Consider the following 18282-nt stretch of genomic DNA (forward strand, 5'->3'; position numbering starts at 1 on the left):
GGAACACTCCTATTGAAACCGTTCACCGTAAGACAGTGTGAACGAACAAGGATTGCCGTTACCACTCCGACAGATCACCGCTCGTAGCACGATGGGCTCCACGGTGACGGTCGTCGTGTATGTATAGTGCTTGGGCGAAAGAAAGTTGGTTGCGGAGCAGGCAGCCATGGTATCGCTGCAAACGACCTGCAGATCGTTGATGGGATAACCCGAAACCGAAGTGGGCAGTGCCGCCTTCCAGGCTGCCCAATCGGTAACGTCCGGTGGCGGGGCGTACTGGATCTTTTGCCCGAAGGCGCGCAATGCCTCCCACGCGGACACAAACCGAAAGCCCGCGGCCGCAACGTCGGCAAGCGGCAGAAGCAGGCCCACCCCCAGGAAAAGGAAAACGACCAGCATTTCCAACGCGGCGGCGCCGCGCTGATCCGCGATGAAAGAAACTCTACGGCTCACGAGCCTGTCTCGACAGGGCAATAAATGCAGCACGTTGGCCCCTCCGCGTCAGTGTTGGACCGATGCAGATCAACACGCATGTCCATCACAAGCCGCCATTCATGACCACTCACCAAACATACGGAATCAATCTCCAGCGTGATGCTTCATAACTGGAGTACTCAGGGAGGCTGCGCCGAAGCAGGTCTTCTTCGTAAAGAATTCGGCATATCTGGACGCCGATATGCAGGATCAGCAGTGTCACCGTTAGCGGTGTCAGGTATTGCAGCACTATACCCAGGACCACGAGTTCTTCCGCCAGATAGAGCGGGTGTTTGATCCATCGGTAAGGACCGGTTTGCACCACTTTACGCGCCTGCGGTACCAAACTGAACGACTTGCCCAGATGTCGGATCGTCACAAGCATCATGATGATGCCGACCAGCACGCAAGCGGTGGATAGCAAGTTTGGCAACGCTTCGTCGGTTTTGCCGAAGAAGGTGATTGTCCATGGCATATAGCTGCCGACGAATGCAGCTATTCTAGGCAGCAGGCCGGCCGCGTGCGCCTTTGCCGGTGGCCTGGTCATGATCAACACCGTCAGGAGCAGGTAGAAGATGCCGAGGCAAAAACTCGACAGAAGCGATGGCCAGGGATCGGCAAGCGATGTGCCAATTTTTGTGGCAACCAAGAGCGCCAGCAGCATGAACCACATGCCGCCAAGCAGCTGCATCGTCCGCTCGTAAGACCAGTTTCTCGACAGGGTAATCGTGTTCATGGCTTATTTCATCCCGAAGCTGGCGAATGTACGAATGAGGTGCAGAAACGGACTTCCACCCAAAATGATGAACATCGCTGGAAGCATGAACAACACCATCGGAATAGTCAGCTTGGCACCTAACTTGTGTGCTCTTTCTTCCAGGTTGGTAATACGTTCTCGCCGGAGGTCGACGGCGATACTGCGCAGCGCCTGGCTCAACGGCGTTCCATACTGCATGCTTTGGCTCACCATGGTGCCGAACCGGCGAAGTCCTTCTGACGTAGATCCAATTTTCTCGAATGCGTCGCTGCGATTTGGCAATACCCGCAGATCATCAAGAAGGCTGTACAGGACCCGGGCCATCGCAGGATTGGTCCGCTTCATTTCTTCCGCTACTCGTTCCAGCGCGCTCTCCAGACCCATTCCCACTTCGCTGCAGACAACCAGCAAATCGATCATATCCGGCGTGCCTAGCCGGATGCCGGCGTTAAAGCGCCGTCTCAGCACCGACAGGATCAACCGCGGCCCCATAATTCCGATCACCACGCCAATGAGCATGAAGACCAGCCCATCGGTCAGCGACTTCCCTGAAAGCTGCGCGACAAACAAGCCAATGATCGGAAACAAGAACATGCTGACAGTCTTGACACCAATCCAGATCGGCAAGGTTCGATGAGGATTGAAACCTGACGCTTGAACGATCGTTCGTAGCTGGTCCAGATTCTCTGCAGAGTAGAAGCGCCGATACCGCATCCCGAGCGACGAAAGCCAGCCAGTCATGTCTCCCAAGGGCGCCGACCGGCCAGGAACGCCCATCACGGCGTTTGTCACCCGCATGTTCAACGCACGAATGTGCAGTTCGTAAATGATCAACACGAACGTCGCAGTCGCAATTGTTATGGTGAGGGCGACTAAACTGAGACCAAAAGTCATAGTTGTGTTTCCCTTCTGACCATCCAGCGTATCACAAGGGTTCCGATAATCACCGAGGCTGCCGCGTAAGCCAGGAGCACGTTTCCGGTCGGATCGTAGAACAACAGATCAACTGTTTGCGGATTGATCAGGTATAGCAACCCACCTACGACAATGGGCGAGACTGAAAGTGCGCGAGAGGAAAAGATCACCTCTCCTGCCAGAGCCTTCGCGCGAGCAGCGAGCGCAACACGCTGCCTCACAGTGTCTCCCAGAGTCTGCAACGTTTCGGTCAAGCTGCCACCTGACTTCAGCTGGACTGCAAGTGTCACCGCAAAAATCCCATACTCCGTCACTTGCGTTCGCTGATAGACAGCTTCTACAGCTTCCTCTGGAGATCTCCCCATCGTCACTTCGCTGCACACGATGGCGAACTGCCCGGCTGTTGGCTCCGGCATCTCGCGAGCGATGGTGCGAAATGCTTCGTTCACAGGCAGCCCGGATCGAACAGTACTTGTCACCAGCTGGATCGTGTCAGGCAGCTGCTGAAAAAGCTGATTGGCGAGGCGATGTTGCTGCCATCCAAACAGACCTCGCACCACCATGATGGCCACAATCGCAGCCGCGAGAGACACGTAGAGGGTGGAAAATTTCAGCAGGCTATTGGCATAGAAGATCGCCGCTGCTGCGATGACACCGGCAAGTAGCGGATACGCGGGGTGCCAGGCGTAAGCTATCCCAGGCTGGTAATTGGCTAAGCGGTGGAGAAACTGCCACCGGGATCCGGCCTCTAACCGACGTATGGAGGGCAGGCTCGCCGACTCTGCGGTCGGCAGAGCTGTCGTTATCTGTCGATCCATGCGGCTTTGTCGAGCGCCGAGCCACAACGTGATGGCTGCTGCGCATATCAGGAGCGCCAGGTCAACGATGGTCAAAAGCTCCGCCGTCATAGCTGCCTCATGGCCTCGGCCCAGGCTCGATCAAGCCCGTAATAAACGAGACGGCTCTTGAATTTCGGCACTGCGTGGGTGGACCTGTAGGTGCCCGATATCCGCCCGTTGACATCTTCCTGTTCGTACTCGAACGCTGCGATGTCATTGGTGGTGATCACATCGCCTTCCAGGCCGATCACCTCGCTGATTTGGACAACGCGACGCTGTCCATCCCGCATGCGTTCCACTTGCACGATAACATCCAACGCAGCGACGATCTGAGACCTGATCGCCCGCAACGGCAGATTTGGCTGTCCCATCTGCACCATGTTTTCAATACGGGTCAGTGCGTCGCGGGCGGAGTTGGCATGCACCGTGGAGATCGAGCCATCGTGGCCGGTGTTCATCGCTTGCAGCATGTCAAACGCTTCAGCGCCGCGCACCTCGCCTACGACGATCCGGTCAGGACGCATCCGCAGCGCATTCCACACCAGGTCGCGTTGCGTCACCTGCCCTGTGCCTTCGAGGCTGGGAGGCCGGGTCTCCAGGCTGATCACATGCGGCTGTTGAAGCTGCAACTCTGCCGCGTCCTCGATGGTGACAATGCGTTCAGTGTGATCAATGAATTGGCTCATGGCGTTCAACAGCGTGGTCTTGCCGGAGCCGGTACCGCCGGAGACCAGAACATTGAGTCGACACCGGCCGGCGATCTCCAGCAATTGCCCCATGGCCGAGGTCATCGAGCCGTTCTTGATCATTCCGGCCATATCCAGGCGGCGACTTGGAAATTTTCGGATGGAAATGCAGGGGCTGTGGATCGCCAGCGGCGGGAAGATGATGTTGACCCGGCTGCCGTCCGGCAAGCGGCAATCCACCATCGGACTGGATTCGTCAACGCGCCGTCCAACCTGAGCGGCAATCTTCTGCGCCACCGAGGCGATGTGATCATTGTCGCGGAATCGTATCGCGATCCGTTCCAGCTTGCCGCGCCGCTCGACATAAATGTTACTTGGTCCGTTGACCATGATGTCGTTGATCGATTCATCCAGCAGGAGCGGACGGAGCGGCCCGTAGCCGGTCATGTCGTCCGCGATCTCGTCCGCTAGCTGAAACTGCTCGCGCCCCGACAGTTCGAGCCGGTCCTGATTGGCGATTCCATGGATGATTTCCTCGATCTGCTGCCGAAGAACATCGCGCGAAACAGTTGCGGCCACCGATGGCTCAATCTGCGCAATGACCCGTTCGCGCAGCGAAGCCGGCATCATGACGCGTTCGCGCAGCGGCGGCGGCATCACGTCTCGTTCGCGCTGCGAAGTTGGCATCACGGGCTGCTCGATCGAAGGTTCGTCGCGGCTTGACGTCAATACAGGCAAACGAGTTGGCGCGCCGTCCATTGGCGTCAATGCAGGTAAACGGGTTGGCGTGTCGTCGCGTTCGCGCGTACCAAATTTTTTCGTCACCCGAACAGCCTCCTGAACCATCCCTTCCGCTCGGCGCCGACACCAGCAATCTCCCGTACAATCGGGGCGAGGTGACGTCGCAGCGCTGATACGTGCTTTAGAGCGGGGATTCCGAGATTGACCGCCTGGGTCATCCCCTTGCCGAGATCGGGAATGACCATGTCGGGTTCCGCGCCCAAGGCCTTGACAATCGTGGCCCTGGGAAGGCCCCCGGGCCGATCGGCACGGTTGAGCAAAGTAAAGACCCGATCCTTACCGGCGATGTTCGTAACGGCGGCGCGGAGTGCATGGGCATTGCGAAGTCCGGTCACCTCAGCCTCCAGCAACACCAGCACGTGGCGAGAAAGAGTGATCACCGGATGGATCGATGGCGGAAACGGGACTGGTATATCGACAACGATGTAATTGAACCTTTGACGGAGCAAGCCCAGCACGTGTCTCACTCCCGCTTCAGTGATGTCGAGCTGCGCATCCAGGTCCTCATCGGCGGAGATCAGGCAAACGCGCTCGTTGATATCGATTGCCGCGCGTTCGAGGAACAGGGTGTCCGCCCGCATCGGGTTTTCCAGAGCGATGCGCAGCCCCGGCCCGGGCCGAACACCCAACATCACCGCTGTTTCGCCGTTTTGCAGATGAAGATCGAGCAGCGCGACCTTGGCCTTGGTGGTCTCGGCAAGTTGCAGTGCGAGATTGATCGCGATGCTCGTTGCTCCGGCGCCGCCCTGCGCACCGCAGATCGAGATCACATGCCCGCCGCGATCGGCCGCACCGGGCGCCACGTCGCCAAGCAGCTTCGGGCGCAACTGGGCCAGCACCATATCGCGCGTGAGCGGCCTCGGAAGGTACTCGGTCAGGCCGATTTCCATGAGCTCGCGGTAGAAAGTGATCTCTCTGCTCTCACCGATCAGAGCCACCAGGACATCGGGTGGGCAGACGGCGGACAACCTTTCCAGTTCGGTAAATGGATCATCGATTCCGCTGATGTCTGCCACCAGCGCGAATAGCTCGGTGTCGGTTTCGAGCATCCGTATGGCATGACGGATCGTGCCGCGCTTGATCGATAAGTTACAACCTTCGAGGCCTTTGCGCAGAGCCGCTGCACTAAGCTCGTCATTTACGAAACAGACGATTTGGTTGCGCGTTGCAAGAGACGCAGTTTCTTCGGGTGGACTGACCATTGCTATGTTAACGTTCACCACTTCCTCCCCTACCGACGTGACGATACGGCCGAAGCGACCGGCGCAGAGGACACCACCGGCGACGCATCGCTGCTCAACACGGTGCGCGTGTTTCCTGTATCGTCTCGCCTGACCGAGTATTTCGTGCCGTTATTGCGTGCATAAACCACCACGGTCGTGTCCGTGTCCCCCGTATCCTGTCGATCGACCGCGGACCGTACGGCCAAGGTGAGCTTTCCGCGCTGTCCTGCCACGGTGACTTTCTTGACCTGCACTGGCGCAAGCTGCAGCGTTACCGTGCGCGCTACCTTACCGGCCGCGACGTTGTTGGCTCGACCACCCTGCACAATCTCCTGGTCAATCGCGACGACTCGAACGTTCTGAACAACGGTTTCACTCAGCATGCCATGCTGTTGAGCTGTCTTATCCTCGCTCGCTGGCGACGGCTCCTGGGTCAACACGACATCCACATAGTCACCCGGCCAGAGCAGGCCCGAGACACCGGAGGCCGCGTCAACGTTGATGCTGATGGCACGGCTATCCGGTGACAGGACGCTGGCGAGAAAACCCCGTTCTCGCGGGCGCAAGATGTTTTCCGATGTCACGAGACTGCCAGTGTCGATGAAGCTGCGAACCAGAGATCCGCGAATTCCGATCTTGGCGTCGGGCGTATCGAGGATCGCCCCTGCTGGAACATTACCCGGCGGCACCGAGCGTACCGTGAAATCTTCATCGCGGGCCAGCGTCCCTCTCGGCAGCGGATGGGCCGCGACAAAGTACCCGACAGTGAGAGGCTCCGGCGCCTTTACCGAGACCTCCACTACCGGGACCTGCACTTTCGACTGGTTCATGTTGTAGGCAATAAGCCCGAGCGCGGTGGTTGCGAGCAACAGCACCATGATGATCGAGAGACGCAAAGTGGATGACATGTCAAAGTCCTCGGCTGAAAACCGTCCAAATGCCACCGCACGCTATGGCAACTCCGTAAGGAAGCGGTGCGTGCCGCAAATGGCGCCAACGCTCTACCGCGTAGACGCGGCGTACGAACGACGATCCGGCGGGCGCCAGCCTGGGATATGGCAGGACGCGCATCATCAGATGCACCAGGGCAAGAATGCCGCCGGCCAGCGCGGTTATGGTCAACAACTGAATCACGCCCATCAATGGGAGGCCGATCGCCAATGCGACCAGCAGCTTGACATCGCCGCCGCCAATCAATCTCCGCTGGTAAATGACCAACAGCAGCAGCAACAGGATTGTCGCGGCGATGAGCGATTCGGCAATTTGCACCGGGTTGGCTAATTGACCGACGATCCCGAGGAGCGCCAGCGCCAGACAAATTTCATTTCGGATCAATCGTGTCGCGACATCGATCGTTGCCACATAGAGCAACAACAGGATTTCGAGAAACGAGGTTATGGGAACAATCCAACTCATCAAACGCACGCCTTAAAAAAATGTGGTGACAGATATCTCCCGTGCCTCCATGAGCCGCAGCGGCTGTATTAGCTGCCGACGGCAGAGCTGATAGCGGCGACGAGCGTGCTGATCCCGCTCGTCAGCACGGTCGCGACAGTTCCACCAGCGCTCGTACCGAAAGCAGCAGTCACTGCGCCGACCATGCAGGCCGCAACGATCACGTATTCAAACGACACCACGCCGTCCTTGTCCGCGCGCAGACGCTTCAACGCGTCGGTGTCGTTAGCGTAATAACTCGACATGGGAGGAATCCTTCTTTTGACCGAAGGCAGGACTTTCAGAAGCGAGGCCGCGGGAGCAATCCAATTCATGAAATGCCTCAAGAACACGCGAGGACACATTAATAAGCTTAAGATGAGATCACATTAGAAACTGGCGAAACTGGGGGGCACATTCCGATGCCCCCCTCCGGGTCAGATGGCTGTATCAAACTGCTGCGGTGAAAGCGGCTGTGATCGAGGTGATCCCGCCGGTCAGGGCCGTCGCGATAGCACCACCTGCTCCCGTACCGAACGCCGCAACCACTGCGCCGATGATACAAGCCGCGACGATGATGTACTCGAACGACACAACGCCGTCCTGGTCCTTGGCGAGGGTCTTCACGTCATGCAGGAAATTACGCATATCAAACGCCTCCAAATTGATGTTAAGTTTTAAAATTCCAATTCAGTGGTGCGGAGCTGCCCGGAAACCACTGTGTAAATTTTGTGTTAAGGCGGCGGCTTAGTCAATGTTTATGCAAAGTTTTGGCAATCATCCTTAACCCGTACGATACCGGTGTATTGCCAAGCAACACGCTGAGCTGCCAACGTAATTTCGGACCGCCTACGGCAGCAATTTCGGGGTAACTCGCTTGAGCACGTCGTCTCCGTATAAGTACGGCTAATCCAAATCGGGATGGTACGCGGCGTACGAACGCTGCAAGGCCAGTGCCGCACGGAGCAACGTGGTCGGTCAAATGCACCATGATCATTCAGCCACTCAATCAGCAGTACCGGTCTGAAACCGAAGCCCTCGCATGATCGAGAGTGCGAACAATTCTGACAGTTCTTTCGGCGCGCCATGTTGCATTGGAGCGCGCGCCTTCGGACAGGAAGCGCTTCCCGAGCGAGGATCTTGCATGGCCGCCTCGCACTCCGCTCTCGAAATCGCTCCGGTCCAAATCGAAACTTCCGCGCAGCGCCGGAAGGTCTGTTTTGCATTGTACGCGATGAACCCGAGGCTTTGCTGATGGCGTATCGTCCGCGCGTGTGATCGTTTTTCTGATGATGAGTTGCTCACTATTCAACGCACATCCGTACCGGGCTCACTTGTTTTGTTCGCCGGCAACCGCGGATGCGAGCAATGCGTCCGCGCTCTTGGTCAGTCCCCCAGCCACTTGTCTTGCGGCATCCGGGCTCAGCGCATACCCTTCCTGGTTTTCAAGCCGGTGATTGAGAATAAGCAGGACCAGGCCCCTGCCCTCGGTGTCCGCCGTCACGGCGAAGGTCTTCGGGATTTCAAATTTGACTTCATTCGGGTTGCCGCCCGATAGAGCATTCCGCTTGGGAACCACGGCGGAGTCCGCACTGGGAACGGCCACTGGAAGGGTCGACCCAAGCGTGCCCCGCGCGCTGACGAGGGCATCAATAAAATCGTCCAGGCACTCGCGCGCGATTTTCAGCTCCACGTCGCCAATATACTTCCCGCTTCCACCGACGATGACTTCCTTCTTGTCATCCGAGAGCCGGGACGACTTTACCTCGCTGATCCTGATCGCCATTTATGAACGCTCCGGGCCAAGCCTACCCCTGCCATGGTCATACTCTTTCTCACGTTCCCGAACCATCGTCGGGCATCGCCTCATCAGTTCCTCACTGTATCCAAAGCATTCTGTCGGTCAGCTAGATCAGATCATCACGGTATGACAGAAGTGTGCCCGTAGTGGCGTCTGCCGCGATTAATGGCGGTTGCCAACACTATGCCTTCAACCACGCCGAAGCTCTAGGGTTGACGACCGTCCAAAGATCGAATGAACGCCGCAAAGCACTGGTGACGCGTGTCGCCCTATCTCACCGCGATCGCCCAGATGAATAGCGCACACGCCAGCGTGGATGAAATCGTCCGGACATGATTCCACAACGTCCAGTCGGTCAGATAGCGCGCCCATAGCGGTGCGGCCTCGGTACTTGCGGGATCGACGGCGGCCAGCGCGTTGTTCAAGGGCACGTTGAAGAAGGCTGTGCATACGAACATGCCGATCACATAGAGCACGCCGCCGGCCAGCATCGCGGCGGCGCCCGGCTCACCCCAGCGAAGCAGGCCTGCAACCGCCAAAAGCAGACTCGCAAGCGTGGTCCCCAGGAACAGCGGCATGAACAGCGACTGCACGATCACGGCGTTGATCGCGTTCATCGCCGTGATGCCCGCCACCTGACCGATGCGGCCGAGCGCGGTCATGATGAAGGTCGAGAAGGCGAAGTAGAGCCCCGCGAGCAATCCGCAGCCGATCGCGGAAAACCAAAGCAGTCCGATGATAACAGATTGAAGCATGGTCATGCCCTCCAGACCCCGGTCGCCGCGGTCCTGCGGGCATAATCGGCAAAATCGCGGGCCGGACGGCCAAGCGCCTGCTCGACGCCATCGGCAAGGCTGCTGTTGCGTCCGTCGAGCACGACGGTGAAGAGTTCGTCCATGAGAGCGATGATCTCTTCAGGGACGAGCGGCCGCATGCCGGCGGTAAACGCTTCCGGCGAGATCTGCCGGTAGCCGATCGGCCGGCCGGCGGCGGTCGATATCTCGGCCACGGCTTGTGCAAAAGTAAGCGCGCGCGGGCCCGTCACTTCATAGAGCTTGCCGGCGTGGCGCGCGTCGTTGAGCGCCGCCACCACCACGTCGGCGATATCGTCGGCGTCGATGAAGGGTTCAAGCACTGCGCCCGCCGGCAACGCGACCTCGCCTGCCTTGACGCCGTCGAGCAGATAGCCTTCCGAGAAATTCTGGTTGAACCAGCTGGCGCGGACGATGGTCCATGGCACGCCGGAGGCCTGCAACGCCGCTTCGGCGCGTTGCGCGCCGGGCTCGCCGCGGCCCGACAGCAGCACAAGGCGCTGCAGCCCGTTTTCGCGCGCCAGCCGGCTGAGTTCGGTAATCGCCTCGGTCGATCCCTCCACCGCCAGATCCGGCTGATAGGTGACATAGGCGCTGGATACGCCGTCCAGTGCGGCAGGCCAGGTCTGCGGATCATTCCAGTCGAACGGCACGGAAGTGGAGCGTGAAACCGGGCGGGTGGCGACGCCTTGCGCCTGCAGCAGCGCGCCAACGCGCGCGCCGGTCTTGCCCGTACCGCCAATGATCAGGACCGGGAGTTGCGACATCGGAATTCCTTTCATTAAACACGAGGATACCTCGCATTTGTCAAATGCGATAAACTCTCGTATTGAGTTGGTCAAGGGCTTTTTGAAGAGGGGTGGCGGATGGCGGCGAAGAAGAAAACCGGACCGGGCCAGGCCGAAGCCGGCGCGCAAGGCCTGGCGCGGCTGGTTCCGACGCAGCAACGCAGCCGGGAGCGGTTCGAGCGCATCCTTGAAAGTGCGGCGGAAATCATGGCCGAGAAAGGCAGCGAAGCGTTCCGGATGAGCGACATTGTGGAGCGGACCGGCGTGGCCTTCGGTTCGCTCTATCAGTACTTCCCCGACAAGACCGCGATCATCGGCACGCTGGCGGAACGCTACAACGCCGTTGGCCGAGATTGCGTCCGCCGCGATCTGGCGTCGGTAAAGAGCGTCCGGGACCTGCATCCGGCGCTCTGTCGTATTGTCGACAGCTACTACCAGATGTTCAACGACGAACCGGTCATGCGCGACATCTGGCAAGCCACCCAGGCCGACCGGGCGCTGCAAAAACTCGACGAGGAAGACGGCGCTTATCTCGCCGGTCTGCTCGACGAGGCGCTGCGGCGGATCGCGCCGAACGCGCCCTCTCCTGCGCTGGCGTCGTTTTCACAGCTGGTCATGACGCTGATCGCAGCCACCGTGCGCCACGCGATCGCGCTGGAGCCAAAGCAAGCCGCGCGCATGCTGACGCTGTTCAAGCGGATGCTGCCGAAGAATTTGTCGGCGCTGGAAATGTGAATGCCGATCGCGCCCAAGTCAGAATTAGCAAGTCAGCGATAGCCGGTCACGTCGGCAGGCCGGCCGGCGTCTTGGACCTCGACGACGTATCGCCACGCATCGGGCCTACTGCCGTCGAGATCGGTAAATCCGTAGATTGTTGCCAGTTCGCCGCTCGACAGCGATTTTCCGTTCCAGCGTGCAAGGTCGGGATCGCCGGCAAGTGCGGCGACGGCGCGGCCCACGAAGGCCGGGCTCTCCGATATCGCAAAGTGCGGCTGGACCTTGGTAGCGTCGCGCCAGTTCGCTTCGGTGACGCGGTAGGCATCGAGCATGGCTTCCGAGCGCAGCCAGCCCGGCGTCAGCGATACCGCCGTTCCACCGTGCGGCGCCAGTTCATGGGCTAAAGCGAAGGCCATGCGGTTCACCGCGGCCTTGGCCAGATCGTAGAAGAACGAGACCCGGTAATTCGTGGCGTTGTAGGCGTCGGTACCGTCGGTCATCTCGACCACCAATCCGCCGCGTGTCTTGATCAGCAGGGGCGCGGCGAAATGGCTGGTGATGGCGTGGGTATCGATGGCGAGGCGGAGCGTACGCAGGCCATAGTCGAGAGAGGATTCCCAGACCGGCTTGTTCCACTCCATCCGGGTGGCGCCCCAGATGTCGTTCACCAGGATATGCAGGGCGCCCTGCTCGAATGCGATGCGATCAAGCAGGCCCTGCACCTGTGTGGGTTCGAGATGATCGACCTGAACCGCGATGCCATGGCCACCGGCCGCATTCACCAGATCGGCGGTTTCCTCGATCGTCTCCGGCCGGTTCATTTCGGACGGCGCCTGTCGCGTCGTGCGCCCGGTCACGTAGACCGTCGCCCCGGCCGCGCCCAATTGTACGGCAATGCCGCGGCCGGCGCCGCGGGTGGCGCCTGCGACCAGCGCGACCTTGCCCGCAAGCGGTCCCCTCAATCCAGTGGCTCTCATGGACGGCATCGCTCCCTGAATGCGAAGGTTTCATCGCATCTAAGGAAATGATCCCGCGTCGTAAAGGGAACGGACGTCGCGCCCTGGGGTCCGGTGCAGCAGCTGGCTACTGCTCGAACACCGCCGCACAAGCCGGGCTCAGGCTTCCCCTCTGCCGGCGCAGGCAGGCGGTGATGGCGCGCGCGTTGGGGATTTCGCCGGCGCACAGGCGGTAGACGTCGGGCGTGCAGGCCCGGCGTTGCTCGGGCGTGCCCTGTTGGGCGTTAGCCGACCCTGCTGCGAACAGCGCGAGGAGCAGACCGAGCGTCGAAGCGCGGCGGACCCGGCTGCGTACCGCTCCAACTCGCGCCACGTGCGTCTTCATGTCCGCATCTCCCTGGTCGGGTCCGGCTTGACAGCACGGACGTCACCCGACCGAATACGCGGAATAATTTTCGTGGAATGTGATTTTTCTCACACTTTATGCCGGGCGCGCGGGTCTACCCTGCCCCCAGGGGAATCAACCATTTAGTAACTACGTTTGCCGCGATTGGCCGATCGATAAAATTGGATCGATTCGTTCAATCTGGAAACAAATCGGTTTTGAGATCGTGCGCTCTGGAACCCCGGAGAGCGCGATGAGCGAAGTTGAGTTCGACCTATTGCTGGACGCCGTGAAAACGGCCATTGCGCCCATACCGGAGGATGATTTCGTGGCCCAGACCCTGCCCTTTCGTCGAACGCCGCGCCCCGCCAACGACAACCGCGCCCCTTGGCCACTGGTTCCGTTTCCTGAAGGCTGGTACGCCTCCTGCTAAGCGCCTGGACCTGACGACGGACTGAAGTTCGCCCGACCTCTCATACAATCGACCTAAGTTATTGATTATATGGATAGGCGCCACGACCAGAATTGAACTGGTGTATTGCAGTTCTGCTTCCGTCGTACCCTCTAGACCCCCCGCGATCCCCTAGCGGCCCCACAAATAAGGGGTTTTGCGACCTCGCCCCATACCTGTTGCCGCGCCTCTTACCTTGCTCTCCCACCTAGTTGGGTAGCAAAATGGTTGCAGGGTCGACGATCGGCTGCATCATCTTTGGCGGTCGCCCTTGCGGCCTTCGTCGTGGCATCTGCCGCGGCGGCCGTATAGGAGAGGCACCCACGCGGGGATAAGTGTAGCACATTGGTGACAGCATTTGGCCCGCAGCGTTGGTATGGCACGCTGGCAACCACCGGAGGCGCCAGCATGTCGATCGACCGCACGAAGACCGTTGAGTGGGACGGCGAGACCTTAAGCGGTTGGGTAATCGTCAAAGGCGCGCCCAAAAAGGTCATAGCGGACCGCGACACGATTCACGCTCATGCGGCCGGCTTCAGCGATGCCCTCACCTGGGAGATCGACCGACATCGTACCGAGATCTTTGAGAAGCTCCTGCCTTTCTTCCAACGGCAGGGCTAAGCGCGCCGGAATCCCCCGCAACACTTCGACTGCTGGCACGTCTTTTTTGCCGTGGCTGTCCCGGTCGGAGTAAAAACAGAATCTGTTCGCATTGCTTTCAGACATAATCAGCTGGTTTCAGGGCCTTGGCAGTCTCACACCGGGTTCGGTGATGGCCGTTTGCCTGGTATTTATGTTGATGGCCTTTGTCGTGTTTCCGCGCACGCCGCTCATTTGCGCTGCCGGCGCGGCTTTTGGCTGGAAGGTCGCTGTGATCATCTTGTTTAGCGGAACAATCGGCAGCATCCTTGCTTTCTTGACCTCCCGCTACGTCGCGTCAAATTGGATTCGCAAAAAGCTTGAGCGGAAGCCGACTTTCGACCTTGTTGCACGCGCCGTAGACGAGGAAGGCTGGCGCATAATCGCCCTGATGCGCATGGGAGTGCCCCTTCCCGGCGCTATCCAAAACTACCTGTTTGGCCTGACAAAAATTGACGTCGTGACGTACTCAATATCAACTTTCATTTTCACCGCGCCGCAAGTGTTCTTGTATTCCTTCCTGGGCGCGACTGGCCGAGCTTCGCTTCTGAACGACGGCTCGTCGGGGTTACATCTAATTATTTCGCTGAGCGCGATCTTGCTGATCATGTCAATTATTGCCCTAATCGCATGGCGGGTAAGAGTCTTGCTGATGCGGCGAGCGCCGTTGGCTTAGACCCGCCTGCGCACGTTGGGCACCAGGCGGGAAGTCTTTCAGATGCCGGCGCTGGCGGCCTGAACATTGCCGGCATGGGCCTATCCGACGACGATCTTGTGATTGCCCATGCGGACGGCTCGATCGTCCAGCCGATTTATGTTTCGCAGCAATGGGCCCGGCTGATCGCCAAGACATCGCTGGCGCGGCTCCGGTTCCTCGACCTCCGACACGCCCATGCGACTCACCTGCTCGCCAATGGCGTCCACCCCAAAGTGGCCAGCGAGCGCTTGGGGCACTCCAAGGTCGGGATCACCCTGGACCTCTATAGCCACGTTATTCCGGGGATGCAGGAAGATGCGGTTGCGACTGTCGACGCCGCGCTAAAGGCGGCCCTCAGGAACTGTGTAGAAACGAATGGTAGCAATCCGGTAGCAGGCCGGATCGGAGGAACAAGGGGTGAATGAAATTGTGTTTGAAAATCAAATAGTTGGATGGAGGCCACGACCAGAATTGAACTGGTGTACACGGTTTTGCAGACCGTTGCGTAACCACTCCGCCACGTGGCCCCATCGGGGCGGATCAATACAGCCCGCCAATGGGTTAGGCAACCTTCCTCGTTTCCCCATCGACAAAGTTCTGAAACTTCAAATCCTTGGATTTCTGAAACTCGCGATCCGCCTCGCCGTACGATCAGTCGGGTTCGAACGCGTTCTTGTAATCGAGCTTCAGCGACGTCGGCTGGTCTTCCTTGAGCAGAAAGCAATTGCCGACCACCAGCACTTCGATATCGCTGCCCATGAAGCAGCGGAAGGCGTCTTCCGGCGTGCACACGATCGGCTCGCCCCGGACATTGAAGCTGGTGTTGACCAGCACCGGACACCCGGTTTCGGCCTTGAAGGCCGTCAGCAGCGCATGAAAGCGCGCATTGGTGTCGGCATGCACGGTCTGTATCCGCGCCGAATAATCCACATGGGTCACGGCCGGGATGTCCGAGCGCGGGATATTGAGCCTTTCGATGCCGAACAGCTTTTCATCGCCGGGATTGGCAGGCCGGCGGTGCTTTTTCAGCACATCGGCGACGATCTGCATGTACGGACTGTCGCCGTCGAGTTCGAACCATTCGGCGACATCCTCGCGCAGCACGGCCGGTGCGAAGGGACGAAAACTTTCGCGGAACTTGACCCGCAGATTGAGCGAGCTCTGCATCCTCGGTGACCGGGGATCGCCGAGGATCGACCGCGCCCCAAGCGCGCGCGGGCCGAATTCCATCCGTCCCTGGAACCAGCCGACTGCTTTCTGCGCAACCAGCGCTTTGACGGTGCGTTCGATCAGCGCGTCATCGGTGAGCGCAGTGAACACCGCCCCCGCCTGCGCCAGGCGCTGCTCGATCTCGGCTTGTGCGAATGACGGCCCGAGATAGCCGCCGGCCATGGCATCGCCGGCGGGCGTCGCGCGCGGTTTGCCGGCAAACTGATAATACGCCGCCAACGCCGCGCCGACCGCGCCGCCGGCGTCGCCCGCGGCGGGCTGCACCCATATGTTCTTGAAGGTGCGCTCACGCAGGATTTTTCCGTTGGCGACGCAGTTCAGCGCCACGCCGCCGGCCAGACACAGATTCTCCGATTGCCCCTCGCGCGCCAGACTGCGGGTCAGCCGCAGCACGATCTCTTCCGTCACCTGCTGCACGGAAGCGGCCAGATCCATGTGGCGCTGGTCCAGGCGCTCGGACCGCTCGCGCGGTTTGCCGCCGAACAGCTTGTCGAACCGCGCGTTGGTCATGGTCAGGCCGGTGCAATAATCGAAATATTGCAGATCGAGCCGGAAGCTGCCGTCGTCCTTGAGGTCGACGAGATGGTCGAGGATCAGTTTGGTATATTGCGGCTCGCCGTAGGGCGCGAGGCCCATCACCTTGTACTCGCCGGAATTGACCCTGAAGCCGGTGTAATAGGTGAAGGCCGAATAAAGCAGCCCCACCGAGTGCGGGAAATTGATCTCGCGCGTCAGGTCGAGCGTATTGTCCCTGCCGTAGCCGGCCGACGTCGTCGTCCATTCGCCGACGCCGTCCAGCGTCAGGATCGCGGACTCGGCAAACGGCGATGCAAAGAACGCCGAGGCCGCGTGGCTCTGGTGATGATCGGCGAACAGCAGTTTCGCTTCCCAATCGACGCTGCCGTCGATCTCCCGGAGATGGTCGCGGAGCAGGCGTTTCTGGAACAGCTTCTCCTTTAGCCAGACCGGTATGGCCTTCCGGAACGACTGAAAGCCGCGCGGTGCGAATGCAAGGTAGGTCTCGAGCAGGCGTTCGAATTTGAGGAACGGTTTTTCGTAGAACACGACGTGGTCGAGTTCGCTAGCGCTGATGCCCGCCGCCGACAGGCAATAACGGATCGCGGCGGCCGGAAAATTCGGATCGTGCTTCCTGCGCGTGAAGCGCTCTTCCTGTGCAGCGGCGACGATCTTGCCGTCCACCAGCAGAGCTGCGGCGCTGTCGTGGTAGAATGCCGAGATGCCGAGGATGCGCAATTCGCCACTCAAGACAGGGTACAGACGAACGGCGTCAGCCCTGAGCCGTTGCTCACGGCCGGCAATCGTTCCATACGGGCATCACGCGAACCAAAAAGCGATCCCGGACAGGCAAATGGCTCGCGCAGGCACGACATCAGGCGGACCTTAGAACTGCTGCCGCATGGATTGCGATGGTGGTCTCGGATCGGAGCGCGGCAGCCAATAGGTCGGCGATGAACGATCCCTGGCGAGATTGAGGAAATCCTTGCCGAACAGGCGCATGACCAGCCCAATCGGCAGGATCGTGCCAAAGAAAAGCAAGGCCATGATGACGGGGTTGACCACGCGGTACATCAGAAGCCCGAACTTCAGCCATGCCCGGTTGGCGGGGTTCAGGATTTGCGGGCACCACAGGGTCAGGCCGGCAAACACCGCGGCGCCGCCCAGCCAGAACGGCGCATGAGACGAACCCTGGTAGAGACCGTAACCGCCGATCAGCAAAAAAAATGCGGCCATCGTGAACCCGAAATTGCGGTCGCTTGGCCCGACGACAACCTCGTCATGTTGTGACTCAAGCGATTGCATCGGTACTTTCTGCTGATGTTTTCGGCTTTGGTGACAGACAACCCGGCGGTTCGACTGATCGCTCGCAACCTTCGCTAGCATTATTTGGCGCGGGCTTTAACCCCCTTGCGGCGGCGATAATCGCGCTTCTTCGGCTTGGGTGCGAGTTCCGGCATGGTGGTCTGAACCTCGCGATATCGCGTCAGCAGCCGCTCGAAACTGCCGTTGAGCGTCTCGGCGATATCGGGCCGCTTCTCCAACCCCGCCAGCAGCATCGCCGCGGCCTCGATCGTGGAGAGCCCGTCGGCACGCGGCTCCTTGCGGAGCTTTCCATAGCGCGAGGCGCGCTTGGGCCCAAGAATCACCCGCTGGCATTTCAGCATCCACGCATTGCGCCACCACAGCGCCTTGGCCTGGCTCCAGGTGCCGTCGAGCAGCACGATGCCCTCGATATCGCTGAGGATGGCGCGCTGATGCGGTTCGATCTCGCCCTTGCGGTTGATCGCGACGATTTCGTTCTCGGTCTCGAGCTCGCTGACCTTGGCGGAACCGAGATACAGCACCGCCCAGCGCGAGGGATCGTCCACCGGCCGTCCCAGCGCCTTGGACAGGCTCGGCCAGGACAATCCGATCTTGAGCACGGCGTCGCCAAAATGGAGCGCCGTCAGGCGCGCCGTACCCAGCGTCCGGTCCTGTTCCTGCGGATGCTGCAGGATCAGGAGCGAAACCTTGTTCTCGATCGGCGTGATGCTGTCACAGATACACAGAGGCAGCGGTTTGCCGCAATCGGCGCACTCCGGCACTTCGTCTGCATCGGGTATGGCTTTGGCTTCGGATTGTTTTGACATCCGCCCGCTATACGCTGCGCCGCCCACCC

Annotated in this window: 23 protein-coding genes and 1 tRNA gene; 5 read left to right on the forward strand and 19 right to left on the reverse strand. The window is 59.8% G+C overall.

Annotated features, from left to right (window positions below):
* Positions 1–9: 9 nt before the first annotated feature.
* The 13 genes from JQ567_RS17585 to JQ567_RS17645 form a co-directional block, all read right to left on the reverse strand.
* Positions 10–486: a hypothetical protein gene (locus tag JQ567_RS17585; protein WP_312017419.1), complete on the reverse strand. Its 477-nt coding sequence runs from the start codon at positions 484–486 to the stop codon at positions 10–12.
* Between the two features lie 76 nt (positions 487–562).
* Positions 563–1210, reverse strand: coding sequence for an isoprenylcysteine carboxylmethyltransferase family protein (locus JQ567_RS17590; protein WP_212440002.1), 648 nt, complete (start codon positions 1208–1210; stop codon positions 563–565).
* A 3-nt stretch (positions 1211–1213) separates the two neighbouring features.
* Positions 1214–2125 carry a type II secretion system F family protein gene (locus JQ567_RS17595; protein ID WP_212440003.1) on the reverse strand — a complete coding sequence of 304 codons (912 nt, stop codon included), beginning with the start codon at positions 2123–2125 and terminating at the stop codon, positions 1214–1216.
* On the reverse strand, positions 2122–3054 hold the full coding sequence (locus tag JQ567_RS17600) for a type II secretion system F family protein (protein ID WP_212440004.1): 933 nt from the start codon (positions 3052–3054) through the stop codon (positions 2122–2124). Before JQ567_RS17600 ends, JQ567_RS17595 begins: the two co-directional genes overlap by 4 nt.
* Positions 3051–4301 carry a CpaF family protein gene (locus tag JQ567_RS17605; protein ID WP_249165530.1) on the reverse strand — a complete coding sequence of 417 codons (1251 nt, stop codon included), beginning with the start codon at positions 4299–4301 and terminating at the stop codon, positions 3051–3053. Before JQ567_RS17605 ends, JQ567_RS17600 begins: the two co-directional genes overlap by 4 nt.
* Before the next feature lie 191 nt (positions 4302–4492).
* Positions 4493–5692: an AAA family ATPase gene (locus JQ567_RS17610; RefSeq protein WP_312017420.1), complete on the reverse strand. Its 1200-nt coding sequence runs from the start codon at positions 5690–5692 to the stop codon at positions 4493–4495.
* 11 nt (positions 5693–5703) lie between these two features.
* Positions 5704–6603 (reverse strand): Flp pilus assembly protein CpaB, encoded by a 900-nt coding sequence (gene cpaB, locus JQ567_RS17615; RefSeq protein ID WP_212440005.1) that lies wholly within the window; start codon positions 6601–6603, stop codon positions 5704–5706.
* A 1-nt stretch (position 6604) separates the two neighbouring features.
* Positions 6605–7111, reverse strand: a complete 507-nt coding sequence (locus tag JQ567_RS17620; protein ID WP_212440006.1) for a prepilin peptidase — start codon at positions 7109–7111, stop codon at positions 6605–6607.
* Positions 7112–7179: 68 nt separating this feature from the next.
* Positions 7180–7395 carry a hypothetical protein gene (locus JQ567_RS17625; protein ID WP_212440007.1) on the reverse strand — a complete coding sequence of 72 codons (216 nt, stop codon included), beginning with the start codon at positions 7393–7395 and terminating at the stop codon, positions 7180–7182.
* 184 nt (positions 7396–7579) lie between these two features.
* Positions 7580–7777 carry a hypothetical protein gene (locus JQ567_RS17630; protein WP_212440008.1) on the reverse strand — a complete coding sequence of 66 codons (198 nt, stop codon included), beginning with the start codon at positions 7775–7777 and terminating at the stop codon, positions 7580–7582.
* A 682-nt stretch (positions 7778–8459) separates the two neighbouring features.
* Positions 8460–8915, reverse strand: coding sequence for a hypothetical protein (locus tag JQ567_RS17635; RefSeq protein WP_212440009.1), 456 nt, complete (start codon positions 8913–8915; stop codon positions 8460–8462).
* Between the two features lie 284 nt (positions 8916–9199).
* Positions 9200–9691, reverse strand: coding sequence for a DUF1772 domain-containing protein (locus tag JQ567_RS17640; protein WP_409363613.1), 492 nt, complete (start codon positions 9689–9691; stop codon positions 9200–9202).
* Positions 9688–10509, reverse strand: a complete 822-nt coding sequence (locus JQ567_RS17645) for an NmrA family NAD(P)-binding protein (RefSeq protein ID WP_212440011.1) — start codon at positions 10507–10509, stop codon at positions 9688–9690. Before JQ567_RS17645 ends, JQ567_RS17640 begins: the two co-directional genes overlap by 4 nt.
* A gap of 99 nt (positions 10510–10608) precedes the next feature.
* Between JQ567_RS17645 and JQ567_RS17650 the strand changes: the two genes are divergently transcribed.
* Positions 10609–11265, forward strand: coding sequence for a TetR/AcrR family transcriptional regulator (locus tag JQ567_RS17650; protein WP_212440012.1), 657 nt, complete (start codon positions 10609–10611; stop codon positions 11263–11265).
* 32 nt (positions 11266–11297) lie between these two features.
* On the opposite strand, the gene JQ567_RS17655 is transcribed toward JQ567_RS17650, so the two are convergent.
* Both JQ567_RS17655 and JQ567_RS17660 read right to left on the reverse strand, forming a co-directional pair.
* Positions 11298–12224, reverse strand: a complete 927-nt coding sequence (locus JQ567_RS17655; protein ID WP_212440013.1) for an SDR family oxidoreductase — start codon at positions 12222–12224, stop codon at positions 11298–11300.
* A gap of 106 nt (positions 12225–12330) precedes the next feature.
* Complete coding sequence (locus tag JQ567_RS17660) at positions 12331–12588, reverse strand: hypothetical protein (RefSeq protein WP_212440014.1); 258 nt, start codon at positions 12586–12588, stop codon at positions 12331–12333.
* Positions 12589–12841: 253 nt separating this feature from the next.
* Here JQ567_RS17660 and JQ567_RS17665 point away from each other — a divergent pair, with 253 nt between their 5' ends.
* The 4 genes from JQ567_RS17665 to JQ567_RS17680 all read left to right on the forward strand — a co-directional run bounded on the left by JQ567_RS17665 (position 12842) and on the right by JQ567_RS17680 (position 14800).
* On the forward strand, positions 12842–13021 hold the full coding sequence (locus JQ567_RS17665) for a hypothetical protein (protein WP_192735848.1): 180 nt from the start codon (positions 12842–12844) through the stop codon (positions 13019–13021).
* Positions 13022–13447: 426 nt separating this feature from the next.
* A complete protein-coding gene (locus tag JQ567_RS17670; RefSeq protein WP_212440015.1) occupies positions 13448–13660 on the forward strand; it encodes a hypothetical protein in 213 nt (70 codons plus the stop codon).
* Between the two features lie 151 nt (positions 13661–13811).
* Positions 13812–14354, forward strand: a complete 543-nt coding sequence (locus JQ567_RS17675; RefSeq protein ID WP_212440016.1) for a TVP38/TMEM64 family protein — start codon at positions 13812–13814, stop codon at positions 14352–14354.
* Between the two features lie 74 nt (positions 14355–14428).
* Positions 14429–14800: a tyrosine-type recombinase/integrase gene (locus JQ567_RS17680; RefSeq protein ID WP_212440017.1), complete on the forward strand. Its 372-nt coding sequence runs from the start codon at positions 14429–14431 to the stop codon at positions 14798–14800.
* Positions 14801–14828: 28 nt separating this feature from the next.
* On the opposite strand, the gene JQ567_RS17685 is transcribed toward JQ567_RS17680, so the two are convergent.
* The 4 genes from JQ567_RS17685 to JQ567_RS17700 all read right to left on the reverse strand — a co-directional run bounded on the left by JQ567_RS17685 (position 14829) and on the right by JQ567_RS17700 (position 18253).
* A tRNA-Cys gene (locus JQ567_RS17685) sits at positions 14829–14902 on the reverse strand.
* 124 nt (positions 14903–15026) lie between these two features.
* Positions 15027–16859 (reverse strand): carbamoyltransferase, encoded by a 1833-nt coding sequence (locus tag JQ567_RS17690; protein WP_212440091.1) that lies wholly within the window; start codon positions 16857–16859, stop codon positions 15027–15029.
* Between the two features lie 147 nt (positions 16860–17006).
* On the reverse strand, positions 17007–17507 hold the full coding sequence (locus JQ567_RS17695) for an SxtJ family membrane protein (protein ID WP_312017422.1): 501 nt from the start codon (positions 17505–17507) through the stop codon (positions 17007–17009).
* Positions 17507–18253, reverse strand: a complete 747-nt coding sequence (locus tag JQ567_RS17700; RefSeq protein ID WP_212440019.1) for a tRNA-uridine aminocarboxypropyltransferase — start codon at positions 18251–18253, stop codon at positions 17507–17509. The genes JQ567_RS17695 and JQ567_RS17700 overlap by 1 nt, the downstream gene beginning before the upstream one ends.
* Positions 18254–18282: the final 29 nt, after the last annotated feature.

Source organism: Bradyrhizobium sp. AUGA SZCCT0431 (assembly GCF_018131065.1).
Taxonomy (GTDB): domain Bacteria; phylum Pseudomonadota; class Alphaproteobacteria; order Rhizobiales; family Xanthobacteraceae; genus Bradyrhizobium.